This window comes from Oscillibacter sp. 1-3 (assembly GCF_000403435.2).
Taxonomy (GTDB): domain Bacteria; phylum Bacillota; class Clostridia; order Oscillospirales; family Oscillospiraceae; genus Oscillibacter.
The window spans coordinates 378,246-396,485 of the sequence record NZ_KE159708.1; the positions used below are offsets into that span (position 1 = coordinate 378,246).

Annotated in this window: 12 protein-coding genes; 6 read left to right on the forward strand and 6 right to left on the reverse strand. The window is 62.6% G+C overall.

Annotated elements, in window-relative coordinates; translation table 11 throughout:
• Window positions 1-59 precede the first annotated feature (59 nt).
• The 6 genes from flgN to C816_RS12185 form a co-directional block, all read right to left on the reverse strand.
• On the reverse strand, window positions 60-542 hold the full coding sequence (gene flgN, locus C816_RS21865; protein WP_016322691.1) for a flagellar export chaperone FlgN: 483 nt from the start codon (window positions 540-542) through the stop codon (window positions 60-62).
• 3 nt (window positions 543-545) lie between these two features.
• Complete coding sequence (locus C816_RS12165) at window positions 546-857, reverse strand: flagellar biosynthesis anti-sigma factor FlgM (RefSeq protein ID WP_016322692.1); 312 nt, start codon at window positions 855-857, stop codon at window positions 546-548.
• A 195-nt stretch (window positions 858-1,052) separates the two neighbouring features.
• Window positions 1,053-2,132, reverse strand: coding sequence for a protein-glutamate methylesterase/protein-glutamine glutaminase (locus C816_RS12170; RefSeq protein ID WP_016322693.1), 1,080 nt, complete (start codon window positions 2,130-2,132; stop codon window positions 1,053-1,055).
• Between the two features lie 31 nt (window positions 2,133-2,163).
• The gene (locus C816_RS12175; protein ID WP_016322694.1) at window positions 2,164-3,009 is read right to left on the reverse strand and encodes a CheR family methyltransferase; all 846 of its coding nucleotides are present in this window, start codon (window positions 3,007-3,009) and stop codon (window positions 2,164-2,166) included.
• Window positions 3,002-3,493, reverse strand: coding sequence for a chemotaxis protein CheW (locus tag C816_RS12180; RefSeq protein WP_016322695.1), 492 nt, complete (start codon window positions 3,491-3,493; stop codon window positions 3,002-3,004). The genes C816_RS12175 and C816_RS12180 overlap by 8 nt, the downstream gene beginning before the upstream one ends.
• A gap of 21 nt (window positions 3,494-3,514) precedes the next feature.
• On the reverse strand, window positions 3,515-5,605 hold the full coding sequence (locus C816_RS12185; protein ID WP_040655583.1) for a chemotaxis protein CheA: 2,091 nt from the start codon (window positions 5,603-5,605) through the stop codon (window positions 3,515-3,517).
• A 148-nt stretch (window positions 5,606-5,753) separates the two neighbouring features.
• Here C816_RS12185 and C816_RS12190 point away from each other — a divergent pair, with 148 nt between their 5' ends.
• The 6 genes from C816_RS12190 (at window position 5,754) to C816_RS12220 (ending at window position 18,120) form a co-directional block, all read left to right on the forward strand.
• Complete coding sequence (locus C816_RS12190; protein WP_016322697.1) at window positions 5,754-7,184, forward strand: hypothetical protein; 1,431 nt, start codon at window positions 5,754-5,756, stop codon at window positions 7,182-7,184.
• Entirely contained in the window at window positions 7,171-7,503 is a 333-nt protein-coding gene (locus tag C816_RS12195) for an EscU/YscU/HrcU family type III secretion system export apparatus switch protein (RefSeq protein WP_016322698.1), read from the forward strand. The genes C816_RS12190 and C816_RS12195 overlap by 14 nt, the downstream gene beginning before the upstream one ends.
• Window positions 7,500-8,129: a PilZ domain-containing protein gene (locus C816_RS12200; protein WP_016322699.1), complete on the forward strand. Its 630-nt coding sequence runs from the start codon at window positions 7,500-7,502 to the stop codon at window positions 8,127-8,129. The genes C816_RS12195 and C816_RS12200 overlap by 4 nt, the downstream gene beginning before the upstream one ends.
• Entirely contained in the window at window positions 8,126-13,222 is a 5,097-nt protein-coding gene (locus C816_RS12205; protein ID WP_016322700.1) for an S-layer homology domain-containing protein, read from the forward strand. Before C816_RS12200 ends, C816_RS12205 begins: the two co-directional genes overlap by 4 nt.
• A gap of 84 nt (window positions 13,223-13,306) precedes the next feature.
• Entirely contained in the window at window positions 13,307-17,392 is a 4,086-nt protein-coding gene (locus tag C816_RS21870) for an Ig-like domain-containing protein (protein ID WP_016322701.1), read from the forward strand.
• Between the two features lie 20 nt (window positions 17,393-17,412).
• The gene (locus tag C816_RS12220) at window positions 17,413-18,120 is read left to right on the forward strand and encodes a flagellar brake protein (protein ID WP_016322702.1); all 708 of its coding nucleotides are present in this window, start codon (window positions 17,413-17,415) and stop codon (window positions 18,118-18,120) included.
• Window positions 18,121-18,240 lie beyond the last annotated feature (120 nt).

Sequence of the window (18,240 nt, forward strand, 5' to 3'; positions counted from 1 at the left end):
TTGGCGCCAAGTTTGAGATGCGGCCCGGAGGGCCTCTAATGAAACGCCTGCGCAGCGCATCAGGCGCGGAAATCCGTCTTCATGCTGGGGGGAGTGTCCGGCGGCGGAGGCGGCACATAGCCGGGGCCGCCCTCCGGGGCGGGCGCGCCGCCCATCTCGGTGATGATGGCGTCGATCTCCCGCAGGTGCCGTTCCAGGACCAGCCTGGCGGCGTCCGCGTCCTTGCGGTAATTCTGGTACTGCTTCTGCAGAGCGGCCACGGCCTCCCTGGCCTGGCCCTGCATCTGCGGAGGGAACCGCTCCGGCAGGCGGGAGAGGGGGACATTGCCGCAGTTCAGCTGCTCCAGCAGCTTCTCCCGGGTCTGTTCCATGCCCCGGAAGGCCAGGGTCATGGCCTGCTCCTGCTTCATGATCTCGTCCAGGGCCATCAGGTCGTCGCCGTTGGCGGCGGCAACTTTTTTCTGCGCCAGGACGGAGAGCTGATCTAAACTCTCCCCCAGGGAGCGCAGCAGATTGAGATATGCCTGATATACGCCGTCCATAGGTCAGGCCTCCGTCAAAAACAGCATCCGCCCGGCAATGGCTGTGGGATCAGGCGCATACTCTCCGGAGGACACCGACTGGCGCAGGGCCTGAATATCCCCGGTGGTGGTGGCGGTCCGGACCTCCTGGGACAGGCGGCTGACCAGCTGCATATGGAAGGCGCTCCGTCCCTCCGGCAGGGGGGAGAAGGTGGCGGAGTCATACTTGTGTCCCGCCGCAGACTGGGCGGAAGCGCCCCGCCGGGGCGTGGAATAATAGGCCTTGGAAGCGGCCACAGAGGAGACAGCGCCGGGACGACTGGAAGAAGTCAGCACAATATCTCACATCCTTTCTGTAAAGTCAATCTGAATCTCTTAATACTCATATCGGCAATTGTGCCGAAAAGTTAAGAACGCGGAATAAAGAACTTTTCGCGTCAAGGGCAGTTTTTGGTAAAAAAATACGGCGGAACCCAAGCGGGTTCCGCCGTGGAGCATATTCCTTTTCGTGGTGTCCCGCCGCCGGGGAAGTCAGAGGGTCTTCAAATGCCGCAGCAGCACGCCAGCCACGCCCTCGCAGGGAGCCTGTGTGCAGACCGCTCCAATATCATGGGCCACTTTGGGCATACCGTACACCACGCTGGACTCCTGGTCCTGGCCGATGGTGTAGGCCCCCTTGCGGCGCATGGCCAGCAGGCCCGCGGCGCCGTCCTGGCCCATGCCGGTCATGATGATGCCCACCATCTTGCAGCGGACCACCTCCGACATGGACTGAAACAAGGCGTCCACCGAGGGGCGGTGGCCGCTGACCTTCTCTCCCGGTGTACAGGAGATGGTGTATTTGTCCCCGATGCGGACAATCCGGGCCTGGAGATCCGCAGGGGCCACCAGAGCCAGCCCCCGGCGGAGCTCATCGCCGTTTTTGGCCTCCCGCACCTCCATCTGACAGAGGTTGTTCAAGCGGTTTGCGTACATGGCGGTAAAGCCCTTGGGCATGTGCTGCACGATGACCATGGGGGGGATGTCGGCGGGCAGGCGTTTCATAACCTCCAGCGTGGCCTCCGTTCCACCAGTGGAGGCGCCCAGGCCGATAACCACGCTGTTCAAAGCGGGACTGCCCCCCAGAAGACCCGCGGGCGCGGAGGGCGCCGCTGCCGCCACAGCGGCGCCGGCGGCGGAAGAGGCGGCGGACACCGCCGCAGGGCGGGCCACCCGGACCCGGGACATGGAGGCCACCAGCACCTTCTGTGCCAGGGCGGTGATAAAGGAGGCCCGGGTATCGTCGGTGGTGGGCTTGCGTACAAAGTCCACCGCGCCGGCCGCCAGGGCGTCGAAGACCTTCAGATTCAGCGAGGAGACGAGGATCACGGGTATGGGATGGGTGGGGAGGTACTCCTTCAAAAACTCAATGCCGTTCTGCCCGGGCATCTCCACGTCCATTGTGACCACGTCGGGATTCAACGCGGGAATTTTTTGTCTGGCGTCCAATGTATTGATGGCGAATCCGACGATCTCGATCCTGGGATGGGCCGAGAGGCCTTTTGTAATCATGCTGCGTGCCAGCAGAGAGTCATCCACCACCAGGACGCGGATTTTTTTGCCTGGTATCATGTCTGTTGGGAAACCTCCTTACAAAGGGGCGTTATTTCTGGAAGACCGCCGTGGCCAGCCTGCGGTAGGGCGCGTTGGCGCCCAGATTCTCCGAGCAGCTGATCATGAAATAGCCGCTGGGGACCGTGGCGTCGTAAAAACGGCGGACCAGGGCGTCCTTAGTGGGCTGGTCGAAATAGATCATGACGTTGCGGCAGAAAATCATATCGAATTTCCGGCGGAACTGAATGGGCCCCATCAGGTTGAACGTCCGGAAGTCCACGTTGTTCCGCACCGCCGGAGCGACGGTGTGGGTGCCGTCCTTGTTGGGCGTAAAGTACTTCCGCTTCCACTCCGGGGGGATGGTGTCCGGCAGGGTGTAGACGCCCTTCCGGGCCGCCGTCAGGGCCTGGGCAGAGATGTCCGTGGCCAGAATGCGGGTGTCCCACTGGCTGGCCTGGCTGCCCAGGTAGTCAAAGAGAAACATGGAGAGGTTGTAGGGCTCCTCTCCGCTGGAGCAGCCGGCGCTCCAGATGGAAAGACACTTGTCGCGCTGGTGGCGCTGGACCAGGTCCGGGATGATCTTCTCGCGGAAAAAGTCCAGCGGCTCCTTCTCGCGCATGAAAAAGGTGTAGTTGGTGGTGAGCTTGTTGATAATCAGAGTGATCTCGCTGTCCTCTTTTTTGTCCAGCACATGGTTGACAAACTCCCCAAAGCTCTTGTAGCCCAGCTTCCGGATGGCGGGAGAGAGCCGTCCGGTGATGAGCTGCTTTTTCTGGGAGAGGTCGATGCCGTAGGAGGACTGGATGAAATTCACCATCCGCCGGAAATCGGCGTCCGAGATCGTCATAGGGGAAAATGCGCTGGCCCCCTCTGCGCCCTTAGTCATGTTATTCATGGGGAATCAGCTGGTCGCAGTCCAGCACCAGCATGGTGCCGGAGCCGTCGGGCAGCGTGCACATTCCGGACACCAGCTTCTGGGCGCTCTGGGAGGGAATGGGCAGGATGCTGGCGTTGGGAATGTCCAGCATCACCTCCACGGAGTCCACCAGGATGCCCAGCTGCGTGCCGTTGTAGTTCAGGACCACCAGCAGGCTCTCGCTCTCCATGGGGGGCTTGCCCAGCCGCCGGCGGATGTCCATAATGGGGATGATCTGGCCGCGCATATTGTAGATGCCGCAGATGTAATCCGGCATCATGGGCAGATAGGTGGCCGTATGGGTGTTCAGGATCTCCACCACATACTCGGCGTCCACGCCCAGGCGCAGATCATCCGTGATGAAGATCAGGTATTTCCGGCTCTCTACGGTCTCTTCCAAAGCGGAGTTCTCCGGGGAATCATCCTCCACCTGGAACAGGACATTTTCATTTACCGCGCTCATTGCGTTTCCTCCTTCGGCGTCTTATGCGCCCCGGGCCGCCGCGAAGAGGCCGCCCGCGTCCAGAATAATGCTGATGTTGCCGTCGCCCAGAATGCTGCATCCGGTGATGCCGTAATTCTTGATGTCAAAGCTGTTGACATAGGCGGGAAGCGGCTTGACCACGATCTGCTGCTCGCCCAGCAGCTCATCCACAAACAGGCAGTACGAGCAGTCGCCGGACTCCAGCCACATCAAAATGCCCTCCTCGATCTCGTCCGTCCCGCTGGGGAGGTTGTAGAAGTCCTTGGCGCGGACCACGGGGTAGTACCCGTCCATGACCTTGACCATCTCGCCGTCGATGGAGTCGTGGAGAATGTCCGCGGAGCTGATCTTCATGGTCGAGCGGATATTGTTGATGGGGATCGTGAAAATGGAGTTGCCCACGGAGACCTCCATGCCGTCCATGATGGCCATGGTCAGGGGAATGCGCATGGTGGTAATCATGCCCTTGCCCTGCTCGCTGGTGATGCTGACGGTGCCGCCCAGGCTCTCCACGCCGCTTTTCACCACGTCCATGCCCACGCCGCGGCCGGAGAACTCCGTCACCTGCTGGTTGGTGGAGAAGCCCGGGGCCATGAGGAAGTTCAGAATCTCCTTGTGGCTGTACTCCACGTCCGGGGAGGCGATGCCGTTTTTGATGGCCTTTTTCAGCACGGCCTCGTCGTTGACGCCGGCGCCGTCGTCCTTGATTTGAATGATGACCTCGCTGCCGGTGTCCTCGGCGGAGAGAACGATCTCGCCCACGGGGTCCTTGCCGGCGGCCACGCGGTCCTCCGGATTTTCCTCAATGCCGTGGTCCATGGAGTTGCGGACCATGTGCATGATGGGGTCGCCGATGGAGTCCACGATGGTCTTATCCACCTCGGTGTTCTCACCGATCAGGGTGAGCTTGACCTGCTTGTTCAGCTTCTTGCTCATGTCCCGCACGATGCGGTTCATCTTCTGGAAGGTGTTGGACACCGGGATCATCCGCAGGGACATGGACACGTCCTGGAGCTCGTCAGTGAGCTTGCGCAGCTGCCGGGCGGACTTGGAGAAGGCGTCCAGATGGAGCCCCTTCAAATCCGGGGAGGCGGTGACCATGGCCTCGGTGATGACGATCTCGCCCACGATGGCGGAGAGCTGGTCCAGCTTGCTCAGGCCCACGCTGATGAGGCTCTCCTTCTGGTGCTGCTGGTTGTTGGCGGCGGCAGGCGCGGCGGGGGCGGGCTTGGCGGGCGCGGCGGGCTTGGGAGCCGCTGCGGCGGCCTGGGGAGCGGGCTCCTCCTCCGGCTCCTCCTCCTGGGGCGGAGCGGGAACGTAATCGTGGGGCTGGTAAGAGTGCACGGAACCGGCCTCCCGGATCACGGGAATGGCCCGCTCCCGGTCGGCGGCGTTTTTGAACATCAGCAAAAAGCCGTTGTCGATGATCTGCTCGGAGGTGGAGGCGTCGCTCTCCACGGAGGCGGGCTCATAGAGGAAGTCCGCCTCGGCGCAGAAGCTCTGGATGGAGGTGATGAGCATGTAAGCCCGCAGATTCTCCATGCCGCAGCCGTCGTCAAAGAACACCCGCAGCTCGTAGGGGAAATCGGGGTTGCCCGTGCCGGGCGCGGCCTGGGCGGCGGCGGGCGCGGCCGCCGGGGCGCTCTCGGCCGGGGCAGGCTGGGGAGCCGCTGGGGCGGCCTTGGGAGCGGGCGCCTCCTCCGGCTCCTCACCTTTAATTTTAGCGATCAGGCTATTAATATTTGCAAGGAAGCTGTCGACATCTTTATTAAGGGGTTCTTCTGCCTCCACCTTTTCCATCTCCTCGCGGAAATAGTCCACTGCGTGGAGCATCACGTCGAACAGCGCAGGGCGGTCCGCGTCCTTGACCACGGACATTGTGCCCTCCCGGATTACGAAGAACATATCCTCGATCCGGTGGGAGACCGTCGCCAGGGTGTCGAACTCCATCATTGCGGAGGAGCCTTTAATAGTATGCATGATCCGGAAGATCTCATTGACGTTGTCCTGAGAGAACGTATTTTCCTTTTCCGCGTCCAGAACAATCGTCTCCAGCTGCTCCAGCAGGGAGTTGGTCTCGTAGATATACATGTCCAGGATGTCATTGCTGCTCACGGGAACACCACCTCATTCGTCTTTTTCAAATTTATCGGCCTAACGCCGCAAAAAAATAAGTAGTCTTCAGAAGATTTTTCTGCTATGATATACAGTATAAGTCTTTTTCTGCGAGGTGTCAAGAATGCCTGACCTTTTAGGAGCAACCAATCCGGTACCGGGGTACGACAAAGCAGTCACAAACCGAAATCTGCCGGTGTCGCCGGACAGCACGCCGGTGCAGAATGTCCCGGACCCCAGCCGGGTCACCAGGACGGACCAGAGAACCGACCGGCAGGACCACGATCTCCAGGGGGACGGACAGATCCGGTACGACTCCAACTACCAGACCTTCCTCCAGCGCCTGCGGGATACCCCCGGCATGGCGGAGAGCCTCTCCCGGCTCTTCTCCGGACGGGAGGGGACCGTGGTCCTCTCCGGCATGAGCGAGGGAATCGCCCAGGAGATGAGCCAGATTCTGGAGATGCTCCGGATGGACAAGGACCAGCTGCTGGACTTTCTCATGGGGCAGTTCCGGGCGGGCACCCGCTTCGGCGGGGCGCTGTTCGCCCTGCTGCGAAACGCCTACGCCCGGGCTTCCTCCGACGGCGTGCGGGCCGATATTCTGCAGTTTCTGCGCAGCTACGCCGACTTCGGCTCCACCGCCCACATCGAGGGCAACATCCTGCGCAACCTCTCGGACATGGCCGACGCCATCCCCGCCAGCTGGGCGGAGAAGCTGCGGGAGCTGATGGCCCAGCTGGAAAACGGCATGGCGGCCGGGGACCGGAAGGGGAACGTGGAGTTTCTCCAGCGGGGGATCATCCCCTATATGGCCGGCTATGTGGAGCGGACCCACGACCTGGGGCTGCCCCGCACGCTTTTGACCATGCTGGCGCTGAATCTGGCCCGGTATGAAAACGGCTCCGAGGAAAAATTGCTGGAGGCCTTCCATCAGCTCAGCGGATATGGTACACTGAAAGGGCAGCTGGGCGGCATCGACGACGAGTCCCTCCTGCGGCTTCTGCGCAGCAGTCAGCTCAACCAGGGCGGGGCGGCGGTCCAGTTCTCGGACCATCTCGCCGCGGCGGCGGCCCGGGCCCTGCGGGGCGAGGGCGGCGCCGAGGTGCAGCAGGCCTTCCAGAACCTGGTGGGGGCCATGCTGGTGAACGAGAGCGTCTACATGCCGGTGAACCACTACCTGATCCCCCTGGAGTGGGACGGGCGGATGCTGTTTTCCGAGCTGTGGGTGGACCCGGACGCCGAGGACGGCCAGGGCCGCCGTGAAGGAAAGGGGAACACCATGAAGTTCCTCTTCAAGATGGATGTGCAGTCCCTGGGACTGTTCGACATCATCCTCACCGCCCGGGACAGCGAGGTGGAAATCCAGATCGCCTGCCCGGATAAGGTGGTTCCCTTCTCCAAACAGATTGAAACCACCGTGTCTCAGATCCTGGCGCGGAACGATCTCACGCCCTCCCGCGTGGCCGTGCGGAGGCTGGAGCGCCCGGTCACGCTGACCGAGGTGTTCCCCAAAATCTTTGAAGGGAAGAACAGCGTAAATGTCAAGGTCTGAAGGAACGAGGGGTGCCGCCAAAAAAGCCGTGGCGCTGCAGTACGGGCCGAACGACACCGCGCCGGTCATCGTGGCCTCCGGCATGGGATACCTGGCGGAGAAGATCGTGGAGACGGCGGCGGACAACGGCGTGCCCATTTACGAGGACAACTCCCTGTCCACCATTTTGACGCAGCTGCAGCTGGGCCAGGAGATTCCGCCCAGCCTGTACCAGGCGATTGTGGAGATCTATGTGTATTTTCTCCATTTTGACGCCGCCGGAAGGGCGGCGGAGACGGAGGAAGGCGCGGGCGGTCCGCGAGGAGAGGAGACGACATGAGTGAGAGGCAGGAAGAGCGGCTGTATCTGCTGCTGGACAGTGTGAATCATCCCCTGGCGAGAGGCAGGATGGAGGGCCCCGCCAACGGGGAGACCCTCCAGATGCTGGTGCTGGACAACGATGTGGAGAAGGTGGTCTGCCATGAGGTCATCGTGCTGATGAGCATGAGCGGCAATGAGCCGCCTTTGCAGTGCCGCATCGTCCGGCAGCGGGGGGACCGGGTGGCGCTGGAGAAGATCGCCAGCCTGGACCCGGACCTGCGGCGGAATCTGCGGGTACCTATTAAATTTGATACGTTTATCTATCCCATCACCGGCCGGTGGCGGGGGCGGCGGGCGGTACAGTCCATCGACCTCAGCTGCGGCGGCGTGGCATTTTACGGGGACGGCGGTCTGGAGATCGGCGAGAAGCTGGAGATGGTCATTCCCGTGACGGAGGAGCCGGTAGTCCTGCGCTGCCAGATTCTGCGCAGGCAGGAGCTGCGCAACGACAAGATGCTCTACGCTATCAAATTTGTAGAAATGTGCGAGGACGAGGAAGTGACGGTGCGGGAGGCGGTTTTCAGCATCCAGCTGGAAAACCGGCCCCATTCCGCGGGCGACGACAACGGGGAGGAACAGCGATGAATACGAACAAGAGAGGACGGAGGACCGTGCGGGCCGCTTTTGCCAGGAGACTGATGTCCCTGGCGCTGGCGGCCGTGATGCTTTGGAGTCTGCTTCCGGGGCTGAGCCCGGCGGCGGAGGCCGCCGAGTGGATGGAGCCCTATCTGGAGAAGCTGGTGGAATGGGGCGTCATGCAGGGCAACGCCTCTGGAAACCTGAATCCGGACCGGGTGCTGACCCGGGCGGAGTTTGTCACCATGATTAACCGGGCCTTCGGCTACACGGAGCGGGGGAGCACCCCCTTCCAGGACGTGCCGGAGAACGCCTGGTACGCCGACGACATCAACATCGCCTATCAGGCAGGCTATTTCTCGGGCACCTCTGAGACCACGGCCAGCCCTCTGGGGCGGGTGTCCCGTGAGCAGGCCGCCGTTCTGCTGGGCCGGAACCTGCGCCTCCAGGGCATCGCCGGCGTCAACAGCGACTTTACGGATGTCTATCAGATGGGCAACTGGAGCCGGGGCATGGTGCAGGAGTGCGCGGAACTGGGCATCATCCAGGGCTACGCCGACGGCACCTTCCGCCCCAAGAACTACATCACCCGGGGCCAGATGGCCTGCTTTCTGGTGCGGGCCCTGGGCACCCTGGTCCATGAGACCGGCGAGCAGGTCGTCGGCGGCGTGTACGGCAACCTGACGGTGAACACCGCCGGCGTGAAGCTGAAAGACACCGTGGTCACCGGCAACCTGTACCTCAGCGGCGGCGTGGGCCTGGGCAACGTGGAGCTGGAGAACGTCACCGTCATGGGCAAGATTGTGGTCTGCGGCGCCGGCGAGGCCGAGCGGGGCCAGAGCAGCATCATCCTGCGCAACGTGACGGCGGAGGCCCTGGAGATCGACAGCATGTCGGACCACTTCATGACCGTCCGCACCGAGGGCCTGACCAACATCGCCAACACCACCGTCCGCACCTCCGCCTACCTGGAGGACGTGACGGACGACGACCAGGGCCTGCGCGTCATCACCCTGGACGGCACCTCCGACGGCACGCAGCTGCAGCTGGCGGGCAACATCAAAGAGGTCGTCAACATCACGCCCAACTCCAACCTCCAGGTGGTGCAGGGCGTTACCGATAAGCTCACCATGGACGAGCGGGCCACCGGCTCCTCCCTGAGCATTGCCAACGACACCACCGTCCGCGTCCTGAACCTGGACGTGGGCACGCCGGTCACCGGCAACGGCGACGTGGGCCAGATAAACGTCAACGCCGCCGGGTCCACCGCCACCATGCTGCCGGACAGCATCTTCATCCGGCCCGGCATCGAATCCAACATCCATAATCAGGTGATGGACAGCATCGCGGCGGAGGAGTCCTCCGACGAGCCCCGCCTGCTGGCGGGCTACCCCCTGGCCAGGAATCTGGCCTCCACCTCGGCGGACGCCGTGTTCAGCACCAACAAGCGGGGCACGCTGTACTGGGCCGTGTCCACGCTGCTGGACGGCTCCGTCGGCGAGGATGAGCTGCGTACTCCTTCCGCCTACCCCGGCAAGGTTCTGCTCAGCGGCACCATCAATGTCACCGCCTCTAAGACGGAGATGACCGCCCGCCTCACGGGCCTCTCCCGGGAGGGCTCCTACTACATCTCTGCCATGCTGGTGGATGAGCGGGGCCACACCAGCCCTGTGAAGGTAACTGCCTTTACCACTACGGATGATTCCACACCGGCGTTTGCCACCGGTTACCCCGAGGCCATCCTCACGGTGGATCCCAACGACGATCAGGAGCAGATCATCCAGGCCCGGGTCATGGCCACCAAGACCTGCCAGCTGTACTACGCCCTGCTGCCCCGGAACTCCACCGCTCCCACGGCCAACGCGCTGCGGGCGGGCGCTGTCTCCGGCAACCTGGGCTACGGCACCATGGAGGTCACCAAGAACCGCTCTTATCTGATCTCCCGGATCAACACCGCCCATCTGGCGGAGGAGACCACCTACGACCTGTACTTCTGGCTCAACGACGCGGACAATGGCAAGAGCTCCGCGGTGCAGCGTCTCCAGGTCACCACCAAGGACATGACGCCCCCGGTGGTCACCAACATCTACCAGAGCAAATCCGACCGCACCAGCGCCCAGATCACCTTCTCCATGAGCGAGCGGGCGGACCTGTACTGGGTGGCCGTCAAGGCCGGCGAGACCCTCCTGCGGCCCACGGTTACCGGCGACATCATCGAGCCCACGGACCTGGCCGCCAAGATCCAGGTGGAGTCCGGCGGCGGCAACGCCGCGGTGGTCAACAGCGGCAGGACCACGGCGGCCCAGGCCGACACCAATTATACCTTCACCGTCAGCCGCCTCGAGGAGCAGGGCGTGTACGACCTGTACTATGTGGCCAAGGACCCGGCGGGGAACTACTCTGAGGCGGTGCTGGTCCTGGAGAACGTGATGACCACTGACGCCACCCCGCCCCTGGTGGAGCTGGAGTTCAGCCGCTACAACGAGGGCGCCAACGGCGTTATCAACCCCTGGGTGGAGAGCGACGTGACCCTGGTGTTCAACGAGATGGTCCGGGGCACCTTCAAAGACGGCAACATGGACCGCTATGACGATTTCTTCACCCTGTATGAGAAGGTGATCGGCACCTCCGGCGCGGAGCAGAACCAGGCCAAGAGCGAGCTGGCGGCGGCCCTGCGGAAGTACATCCGCCTCTATCCCGGCACGCCCCCCACCAGCGGCAACCCCCGGCAGGACCCGGTGCTGGACATCGGCCTGGATGAAAACGGCCTGCCCCTGCCGGTGGGCACGGACAATCCCAAGAAGGATACCGACCCCTGCTGGATTGACTTCCGGGAGGCCGTAATCACCCGGACGGACGGCAGAATCAAGATCACCTTCCCCGGCAACAAGGGCATCAAGATGCAAAGCGGCGGCACATACTTCTTCCGCATTGAGAACGTGGTGGACGCCTCCGGCAACATGATAAGCCCCAATCCCACCTACACGCCTCAGGGCGGCTTCACCACGGCCTTCGCCACGGTGCGGCTGGCCAACAACCAAAACCAGGAGACGGTGATCTATCCCGCCGGTGCCGATGCCCGTGCGGCGAAGATCTTCACCCTGACCCCGGAGGACACCGCCGCCGTGCCGGAGGAGACCCGCTGGGATATGCTGATCTGGACGGACGCCAGCATCGACTATCAGCTGCTGGTCCGCCCGGTGGGCGGCACGGACGCCAACTGGTATGAGCTTGGCACCGCCCGGCCCAGCGTTACCAACGTCTCCAGCGGCAAGGTCTACAGCAGCTTGAACGGCAACTTCAATACCCAGATGATCGCCAGCAAGCTCTTTGGAAGTGTGGGGACCTCGGCGGATAAGCAGGGGCGGCCCTTCCTCAACGAGTTCTCCCAGGCGCTGGAGTTTGCTATCGTGCCGGTGGAGACCACCCTGGAGAAGACGGTGAATATGGAGGTGCAGCTCTTCGCGGGCAGCAACACCCAGTTCTCCAACGTCTCCATCCCCCAGGGCCAGGCATCCACGCTGGAGGGGCGGGACATCACCGCCATCGGCGAGCCGGACCCCTTCCCCATTACCATCTCGCCCCCGGGCCGGGCTCCCACGGTCAGCGTCCCCTATCTAGGCATTGACGCCGGTGACATCGCCGCTACGGTCCAGCTGATGGTGGACCGCCCCGGCCGGGTGTACTACATGGCGATTCCCATTGAGAAGGACCGGAACGGCAGCACGCCCACCACAGGCGCCGATTATATCATGTATGGCACCTATCCCGCGGTGAACGGCAGCCGCCCGGAACTGGAGACGATTCCCACCAGTAAGCGGGAGATTCTCCCAGGGGAGACGGCGACGCTGGAAAAGGAGCCCATGTGGCTGGATTCGGATTCTCCCGCACCCAGACAGGTGATCCGGGGCACCGCGGAATCCACCCGTATCCGCACCGGCAGCACCGGCGACCGCCTGCTGGAGCCGGATATTCCCAGGCTCCTGGAAATTCCCAGCCTGGAGGCCAATACCACCTATATCCTGTATCTGGTGAGTACGGATGAGAACGGCACCCCGGCGGAGAAGGCGCTGTGCTACAAGTTCAGCACCACGCCGCCGGAGCCTCCCAAGATCACCATTCAGCCCAACGGCAGCACCCGGACCAACATCCTGGTGGATAAGCCCGCCAATGTGGATTATATCCTGGTGCTCTCCAACCAGATTCAGCAAAGCGGAAATCCCTTCAGTGTGCCTTTCAGCGGCACTCTTGTGGAAAATGCGCTTCCCAACGGATGGAGCGGCACGGTGCTGGACGCCATGCTGCAGGCCTATAACGAGGGTACGACTTATATGGGCAGTATTTTCGACGTCTGCGCCTCCACAGCGGCCAAGATGGAGTACGCCGAGTACATCCGGGAGCCCAACGGCGTGTTCGTGAACCCGCCTCCGGCTATGAACGGGAGAAACCAGTTCGTGCAGTCTCAGACCGGGCAGTTTAACCTCACGGGCATGCAGGGCCGGAACTACTACACGCTGGTCGTGGTGGCCCGAGGACAGAACTCCACCAGCGACGGCTTCCGGGCCTCCCGGTCGTACTACAATGTGCTGAACGACTACCTCTATATTCTTAACGGCGGCATTGGAGAGAATACGAACACAACGGCTCCCAGCATGTCCTATTCGGGTACGATGCGTATCACCTTCAGCGACAGTCTGTATTTCAGTGTGCAGTCCGGAAACGAGGAGACGCCCACAGCGGTGGACAGCTGCCAGCTGAGCCATTTGATGCATACGGGCGCGGGCAACGTGGGTGATAATGAGCACGTCAATATCGGCTCGTTTATGTTCCCGTCCCAGAGTATTACGCTGACGAACCCGACGCTGAACACAAATAACGGGCAGCACGGAAGCACGGTGGGACCCGTGCTGGAGTTCGAGCTGAAAAATGCCCAGCCGGGCGACAGCATTTCCTTCCGGGCGGGCATCTGCGGCGCCAACGGCGCCGTCCGGGGCGATACCGCTAACGCCGCGTTGCAGGTGATTCTGCGCAAGACCGGCACCGGCGACCAGACCAGCTGGTACCTCGAGTGGAACGACGCCTGGAACAGATCTACCGACTAACCAATGCAGTAAGACCCTGAGGAGGGCGGGCGGAACCGCCCGCCCTCCCGCTCTTTGAAGGACTGGAAAAGGAGTGTAATGTACATGAGATCCAGATTTTTCCGCCGGGCCGGGGCAATGCTTTTGACCCTGGTTATGGCGTGTTCCCTGATCCCCGCCGCTGCGGCAAGTTCTGGGAATATTCAGAATTTAACGCTGTCCAGTGACGAGAATACCATAAAAGTGGGAGATACAGCTGTGCTGACTGCCAGGTTTGAGTTTGTGGACCCTTTGCAGGTCAGTGTACAGACGGATTGGACAGTCGATAAACCGGATGTTCTTACAATAAGCCCAACGGTTGGAGGCAGCGGCACGACAGAGCTCAAGAATACGGTTACCGCCGTTGGAGAAGGCGAAGCGACTGTTACAGTGGAATGTAATGGTCAGAGCGCCACATGCAAAATCACCGTGGAGGCGGCGGACCCTCCGCCCGCCCCCTCAGTGACCAAGGTTGAAGTGACCCCCAAGACCCTGGATATGACTGTGGGCGGCAATACGGAGCAGCTGACCGCCAAAGTCACCATGTCCGATGGGTCGGACCCTCCCAGCGTCACATGGGCAGTCTCTTCCGGCTCCGCCGTCACGGTTTCCCCCACCGGCGTTGTCAACGCCAGAAGCGCGGGAAGCGCCACGGTTACCGCCAGTGCCGGCGGTGAGAGTGACAGCTGTGCCGTCACTGTGACAACCCCTGTCGTCAACGTGCCCGTCACCGGCGTCACCGTCGACGGAGGCCAGAACCAGACTGTGACCGAGGGCAAAACGCTGGAGCTCAAAGCTGTGATTGAGCCCGCCCACGCCTCCAACAAAAACGTCACCTGGTTCAGCGCCGATTCAACGATTGCCAGCGTGGACAGGAATACCGGCGTAGTTACCGGCGTCAAGGCCGGCGGCCCTGTCTCCATCACCGTCACCACGGAGGACGGGAACAGAAGCGCCAGCGTTAACGTCACCGTGGTCTCCTCCGTGGCAGACTTCGGCGTTACCCCCAGCCGGGGAGTCAACCCCATCAACGTGGGCGTATCCACCATGACCCTCTCCGCGGGCACCGACAAGGCCGTTACCTGGTCCAGCGAGGACGAGACCATCGCCACCGTGAACTCCAGCGGTCAGGTCACCGGCGTCAGCCCCGGCAAGGTCAAGATCACCGCCACGGCGGAGGACGGCTCCAAGGGCGAGTACATGGTAGAGGTCTCCGGCCTTGTGATTGAGGAAACCTCCATCAATGTGGTCGTGGGCTACAGCAAAACCATTGCCTATCAGGCCTTCGGCGCGGCGGCCACCGGCAACGATACCCCCAGGTGGTCCGCCAACCCCGAGTCCATCGCCACCGTCACCAGCGGCGGCCGGGTCACCGGCATGGCCCCCGGTATCACCACCATCACCGTCACCAAGGGCCGCTACACCGCCGAGTGCAAGGTCACAGTGGAGGAGGACGTGGCCAACGCCATCGAGCGCACCCTCAACGCCGGGGAGAAGCTGGACTTTCCCGGCCTCCTCTCCGACCTGAACAGCCGTTGCCGGGAGAAGACCGAGGCAGCCCTGGACTACATTACCAACCTCCAGGTGGCCACCACCCAGGGCATTCTCCACTACCGCTACGGCTCTCCGGACACCCCCAACCACGGTGTGGGCGGCATAGACCGCTACTACACCAGCGCCGCCTCCGACAGCGGCCGCCGGGCCATCTCCGATTTGAGCTTCGTGCCCGCCGGGGGCTTCAAGGGCACAGCAATTATTGAATACACGGGGTACAGCACCGAGGGCCAGTCCTTCCACGGCACCGTCCGGGTGGAGGTGAAGAACAGCGGCGATGTGACGTACAGCACCGCCATGGGCCGGAGCCTGACCCTCACCGCCAAGGAGTTCAAGGACATCTGCCAGCTGAAAACCAGCCGTAACGCCAGCTATGTCACCTTTACCCAGCCCAGCAGCAGCAAGGGAGTCCTCTATTACAACTACACCCCCGGCCAGTACTCCCAGAAGGTGGACGGCACCACAAGATACTACCTTACCAGCACCCCTTCCTTGGAGAAGGTGACCTTTGTCCCGGCGGATAACTTCACCGGCTCGGTCAGCATCCCCTACCGCTGCACGGACACCACCGGCGGCGGCTACTCCGGCACCATGACCATCAATATCTACGCCGCCGACGGCGGCGGCAGCGGCGGCGTGGAGTATACCACCGGCGTCAACCAGAGAGTGACGCTGAACGCCAGCGACTTCAACGAGGCCTGCCGGGAGTTCAACGACCGGACGCTGAGCTACATCTATTTCGACGAGCTGCCTGACGTTTCTCAGGGTATTTTGTACTACAACTACACCAGCGCCTCCAGCAACCGGGTGGACACCTCCACCCGCTACAACCGCAGCAATACCGGCAGCCGGATCTCCAGCGTCACCTTTGTGCCCGCCAGCAATTTCAGCGGCACCGTCACCGTGCCCTACACCGGCTATGACACAGCGGGGCAGACCTACAAGGACAATCTGGTCATCCACGTCACCGACGCGGCGGGGACTGTGTATTACTCCACCGATGTGGACGATCCCGTGACCTTCCGGGCGGAGGACTTCAACGAGGCCTGCCAGCGGGCCAACAACTCCTCGTTGAACTACATCTCCTTCACGCTGCCCTCCTCCAGCGTGGGCACGCTGTACCGCAATTACCGCAGCAGCAGCAACACCGGCACCCGGGTCTCCTCCTCCACGCGGTTCTACCGGGGCGGCACCCCCAGCGTGTCCGACATCACCTTTGTACCCAAGAGCCGCTATGAGGGCACGGTCTCCATCCCCTTCTCCGGCGTGGACGCCAGCGGAGCCGAGTTTGAGGGCACGGTCTCCATCTCCGTGGGCCAGGGCACCGGGCGGGTGGTGAGCTACTCCACCGCCAGCGGCGGCGTGGTGCGGTTCAGCGCCAGCGATTTCAACACCGTCTGCCGCAGCGCCACCGGGGACGATCTCAGCTACCTGAGCTTTGAGCTCCCCGCCAGCCGGTACGGCACGCTGTACTACCAGTACAACGCCGGCCGGGGCACCGGCACCCAGATCACCACCTCCACCTACTACTACCGCACCGGCGGCAGCCGCCTGCTGGACGACGTCTATTTCGCCTCCGCCAATGTCAACGGTGTGGCCTCCTTCCAGTACACCGCCAGAAGCACCGGCGGCGAGCGGTTCACCGGCACGGTGGAGATCGCCATCGGCAACGCCGGTCTGGACAGCGGATACTCCAACGGTACCCGCTATATTGGCAGCTCCGCCCCCATCACCCTGCGGACACAGGACTTTGAGTCCGCCTGCCAGTCTGCCGTGGGCGGCACGCTGTCCTACATCCGCTTTGACAGCCTGCCCAGCGAGAGAGCGGGACGGCTGTACATGAACTATGAGTCCCCCAGCCGTCCCGGGGCGCCCGCAACCACCACCTCCAACTACACCGCCAGCAGCGGCCTGACCATCGGGCAGCTGTCCTTTGTGCCCAAGGCGGAGTACCAGGGGCAGGTGAATATCCCCTACACCGGGTACAGCGCCCAGGGCGGAACCTTCAGCGGCAATGTGACCATCGACATCTCCAACAGCTACTGCGCCACGCCCTTCTACGATGTGGACAGCGGCTGGGACTGGGCGAAGCCCTCTGTGGAGTTTCTCCGGTACGCGGGCATCTCCAACGGATACAGCAACGGCTCCTTCCGGCCCTCCCGGTCCATCAGCCGGGGCGAGTTCACGCTGATGGTCTGCCGGGCCTTCGGCTTTGACACCAGCGCCAAGGTCTCCAGCTTCCCGGATGTACCCGCCAGCAGTCCCTACGCCGGGGCCGTGGCCACCGCCCAGAGCATGGGCATTGTGGAGGGCAGCGGCGGCCGCTTCCGGCCTGACAGCGCCATCACCCGCCAGAGCGCCATGACCATCATCTGCCGGGCCATGAAGGCGGCGGGAGATAAGGTCCCGGCCACCGGCAGCACCATCCTGAACACATACAGCGACCAGGCCCGGATTGCCTCCCACGCGCGGGAGTCTGTGGCGGCGCTGGTGAGCCTGGGCGTGGTGCGGGGAAGCAGCGATATGCGGATCAACCCCACCCGGTCCATCAGCCGGGCGGAGATGGCGGTGATTCTGCACCGCGTACTGACACTCTGAGAAGAGGGGAGAGAGATCTCATGAGGATTTTCAAGGGGACCCTGCGGGCCGTGCCGGAGAAGGCGGCGGCGCCGAAGGACCAGGGAGGACCCAAGGGGCTGCCGGAGCTCTCCTCCGGCAACCGGGTGGAGGTTTTGACCATGGAGAACCACCTTCTCTTTGTGGGCCGGATGAAGGTCCTGGGCGGCGGTGTTTTGGAGCTGCGGCGGGACACCGGCGACCCGCTCCCCCAGGCCCTGTATAACAGCAAGGTCAAGCTCCGGGGCTTTCAGAGGAACTCTCAGCCGTTTTGCATGAACGGAACGGTGGGCAAGAGCTCCCGGGATTTCTGGCAGATCGAAAACCTGGAGGTCCTCCAGAACCGGGAGAACCGCGGCTTTTTCCGCCAAAATACCGACCTGGACGCCCGTGTAATGCCCAGCGGTCACTATCGGGGTATGGGCCGGGAGATGGCGGAGTGCAAGGTGCTGGACGTCAGCGCCGGCGGCGCCCGGGTTCTGAGCCGGAACGTGTATATGGAAGGGGACCGCTTTCAGCTGGAGGCGGAGCTGCTGCCGGATGAGCGGCCCTTCTCCGTCGTCTGCAGGGTCCTGCGGATTACGCCCAAAAAGGGTTTCAAATACGAGTACGGCTGCAAATTTGAGGGATTGAGCGAGCAGGAGCAGCAGCGGCTGCTGCGGGCGGTGTTTACCATCCAGCGCAAGATCCTCCAGGCCCAACGGGATTGAGAGGGCCCGTGAAATCCTGTCAAAGAAAAAAGAACGCGAGACGGAGTATCCGCCTCGCGTTCTTTTTTTACGCTTTTGGCGTTTGACGTATGAAAACTGAAATTTCAGAGACCCTAATCC

What these genes read in the sequence shown, in the direction of transcription:
- C816_RS12170 (WP_016322693.1), bottom strand. Translation starts at nt 2,132, where the DNA reads ATGATACCAGGCAAAAAAATCCGCGTCCTGGTGGTGGATGACTCTCTG.
- C816_RS12205 (WP_016322700.1), top strand. Translation starts at nt 8,126, where the DNA reads ATGAATACGAACAAGAGAGGACGGAGGACCGTGCGGGCCGCTTTTGCC.
- C816_RS21870 (WP_016322701.1), top strand. Translation starts at nt 13,307, where the DNA reads ATGAGATCCAGATTTTTCCGCCGGGCCGGGGCAATGCTTTTGACCCTG.
- C816_RS12185 (WP_040655583.1), bottom strand. Translation starts at nt 5,605, where the DNA reads ATGTATATCTACGAGACCAACTCCCTGCTGGAGCAGCTGGAGACGATT.
- C816_RS12180 (WP_016322695.1), bottom strand. Translation starts at nt 3,493, where the DNA reads ATGAGCGCGGTAAATGAAAATGTCCTGTTCCAGGTGGAGGATGATTCC.
- flgN (WP_016322691.1), bottom strand. Translation starts at nt 542, where the DNA reads ATGGACGGCGTATATCAGGCATATCTCAATCTGCTGCGCTCCCTGGGG.
- C816_RS12190 (WP_016322697.1), top strand. Translation starts at nt 5,754, where the DNA reads ATGCCTGACCTTTTAGGAGCAACCAATCCGGTACCGGGGTACGACAAA.
- C816_RS12175 (WP_016322694.1), bottom strand. Translation starts at nt 3,009, where the DNA reads ATGAATAACATGACTAAGGGCGCAGAGGGGGCCAGCGCATTTTCCCCT.
- C816_RS12220 (WP_016322702.1), top strand. Translation starts at nt 17,413, where the DNA reads ATGAGGATTTTCAAGGGGACCCTGCGGGCCGTGCCGGAGAAGGCGGCG.
- C816_RS12200 (WP_016322699.1), top strand. Translation starts at nt 7,500, where the DNA reads ATGAGTGAGAGGCAGGAAGAGCGGCTGTATCTGCTGCTGGACAGTGTG.
- C816_RS12195 (WP_016322698.1), top strand. Translation starts at nt 7,171, where the DNA reads ATGTCAAGGTCTGAAGGAACGAGGGGTGCCGCCAAAAAAGCCGTGGCG.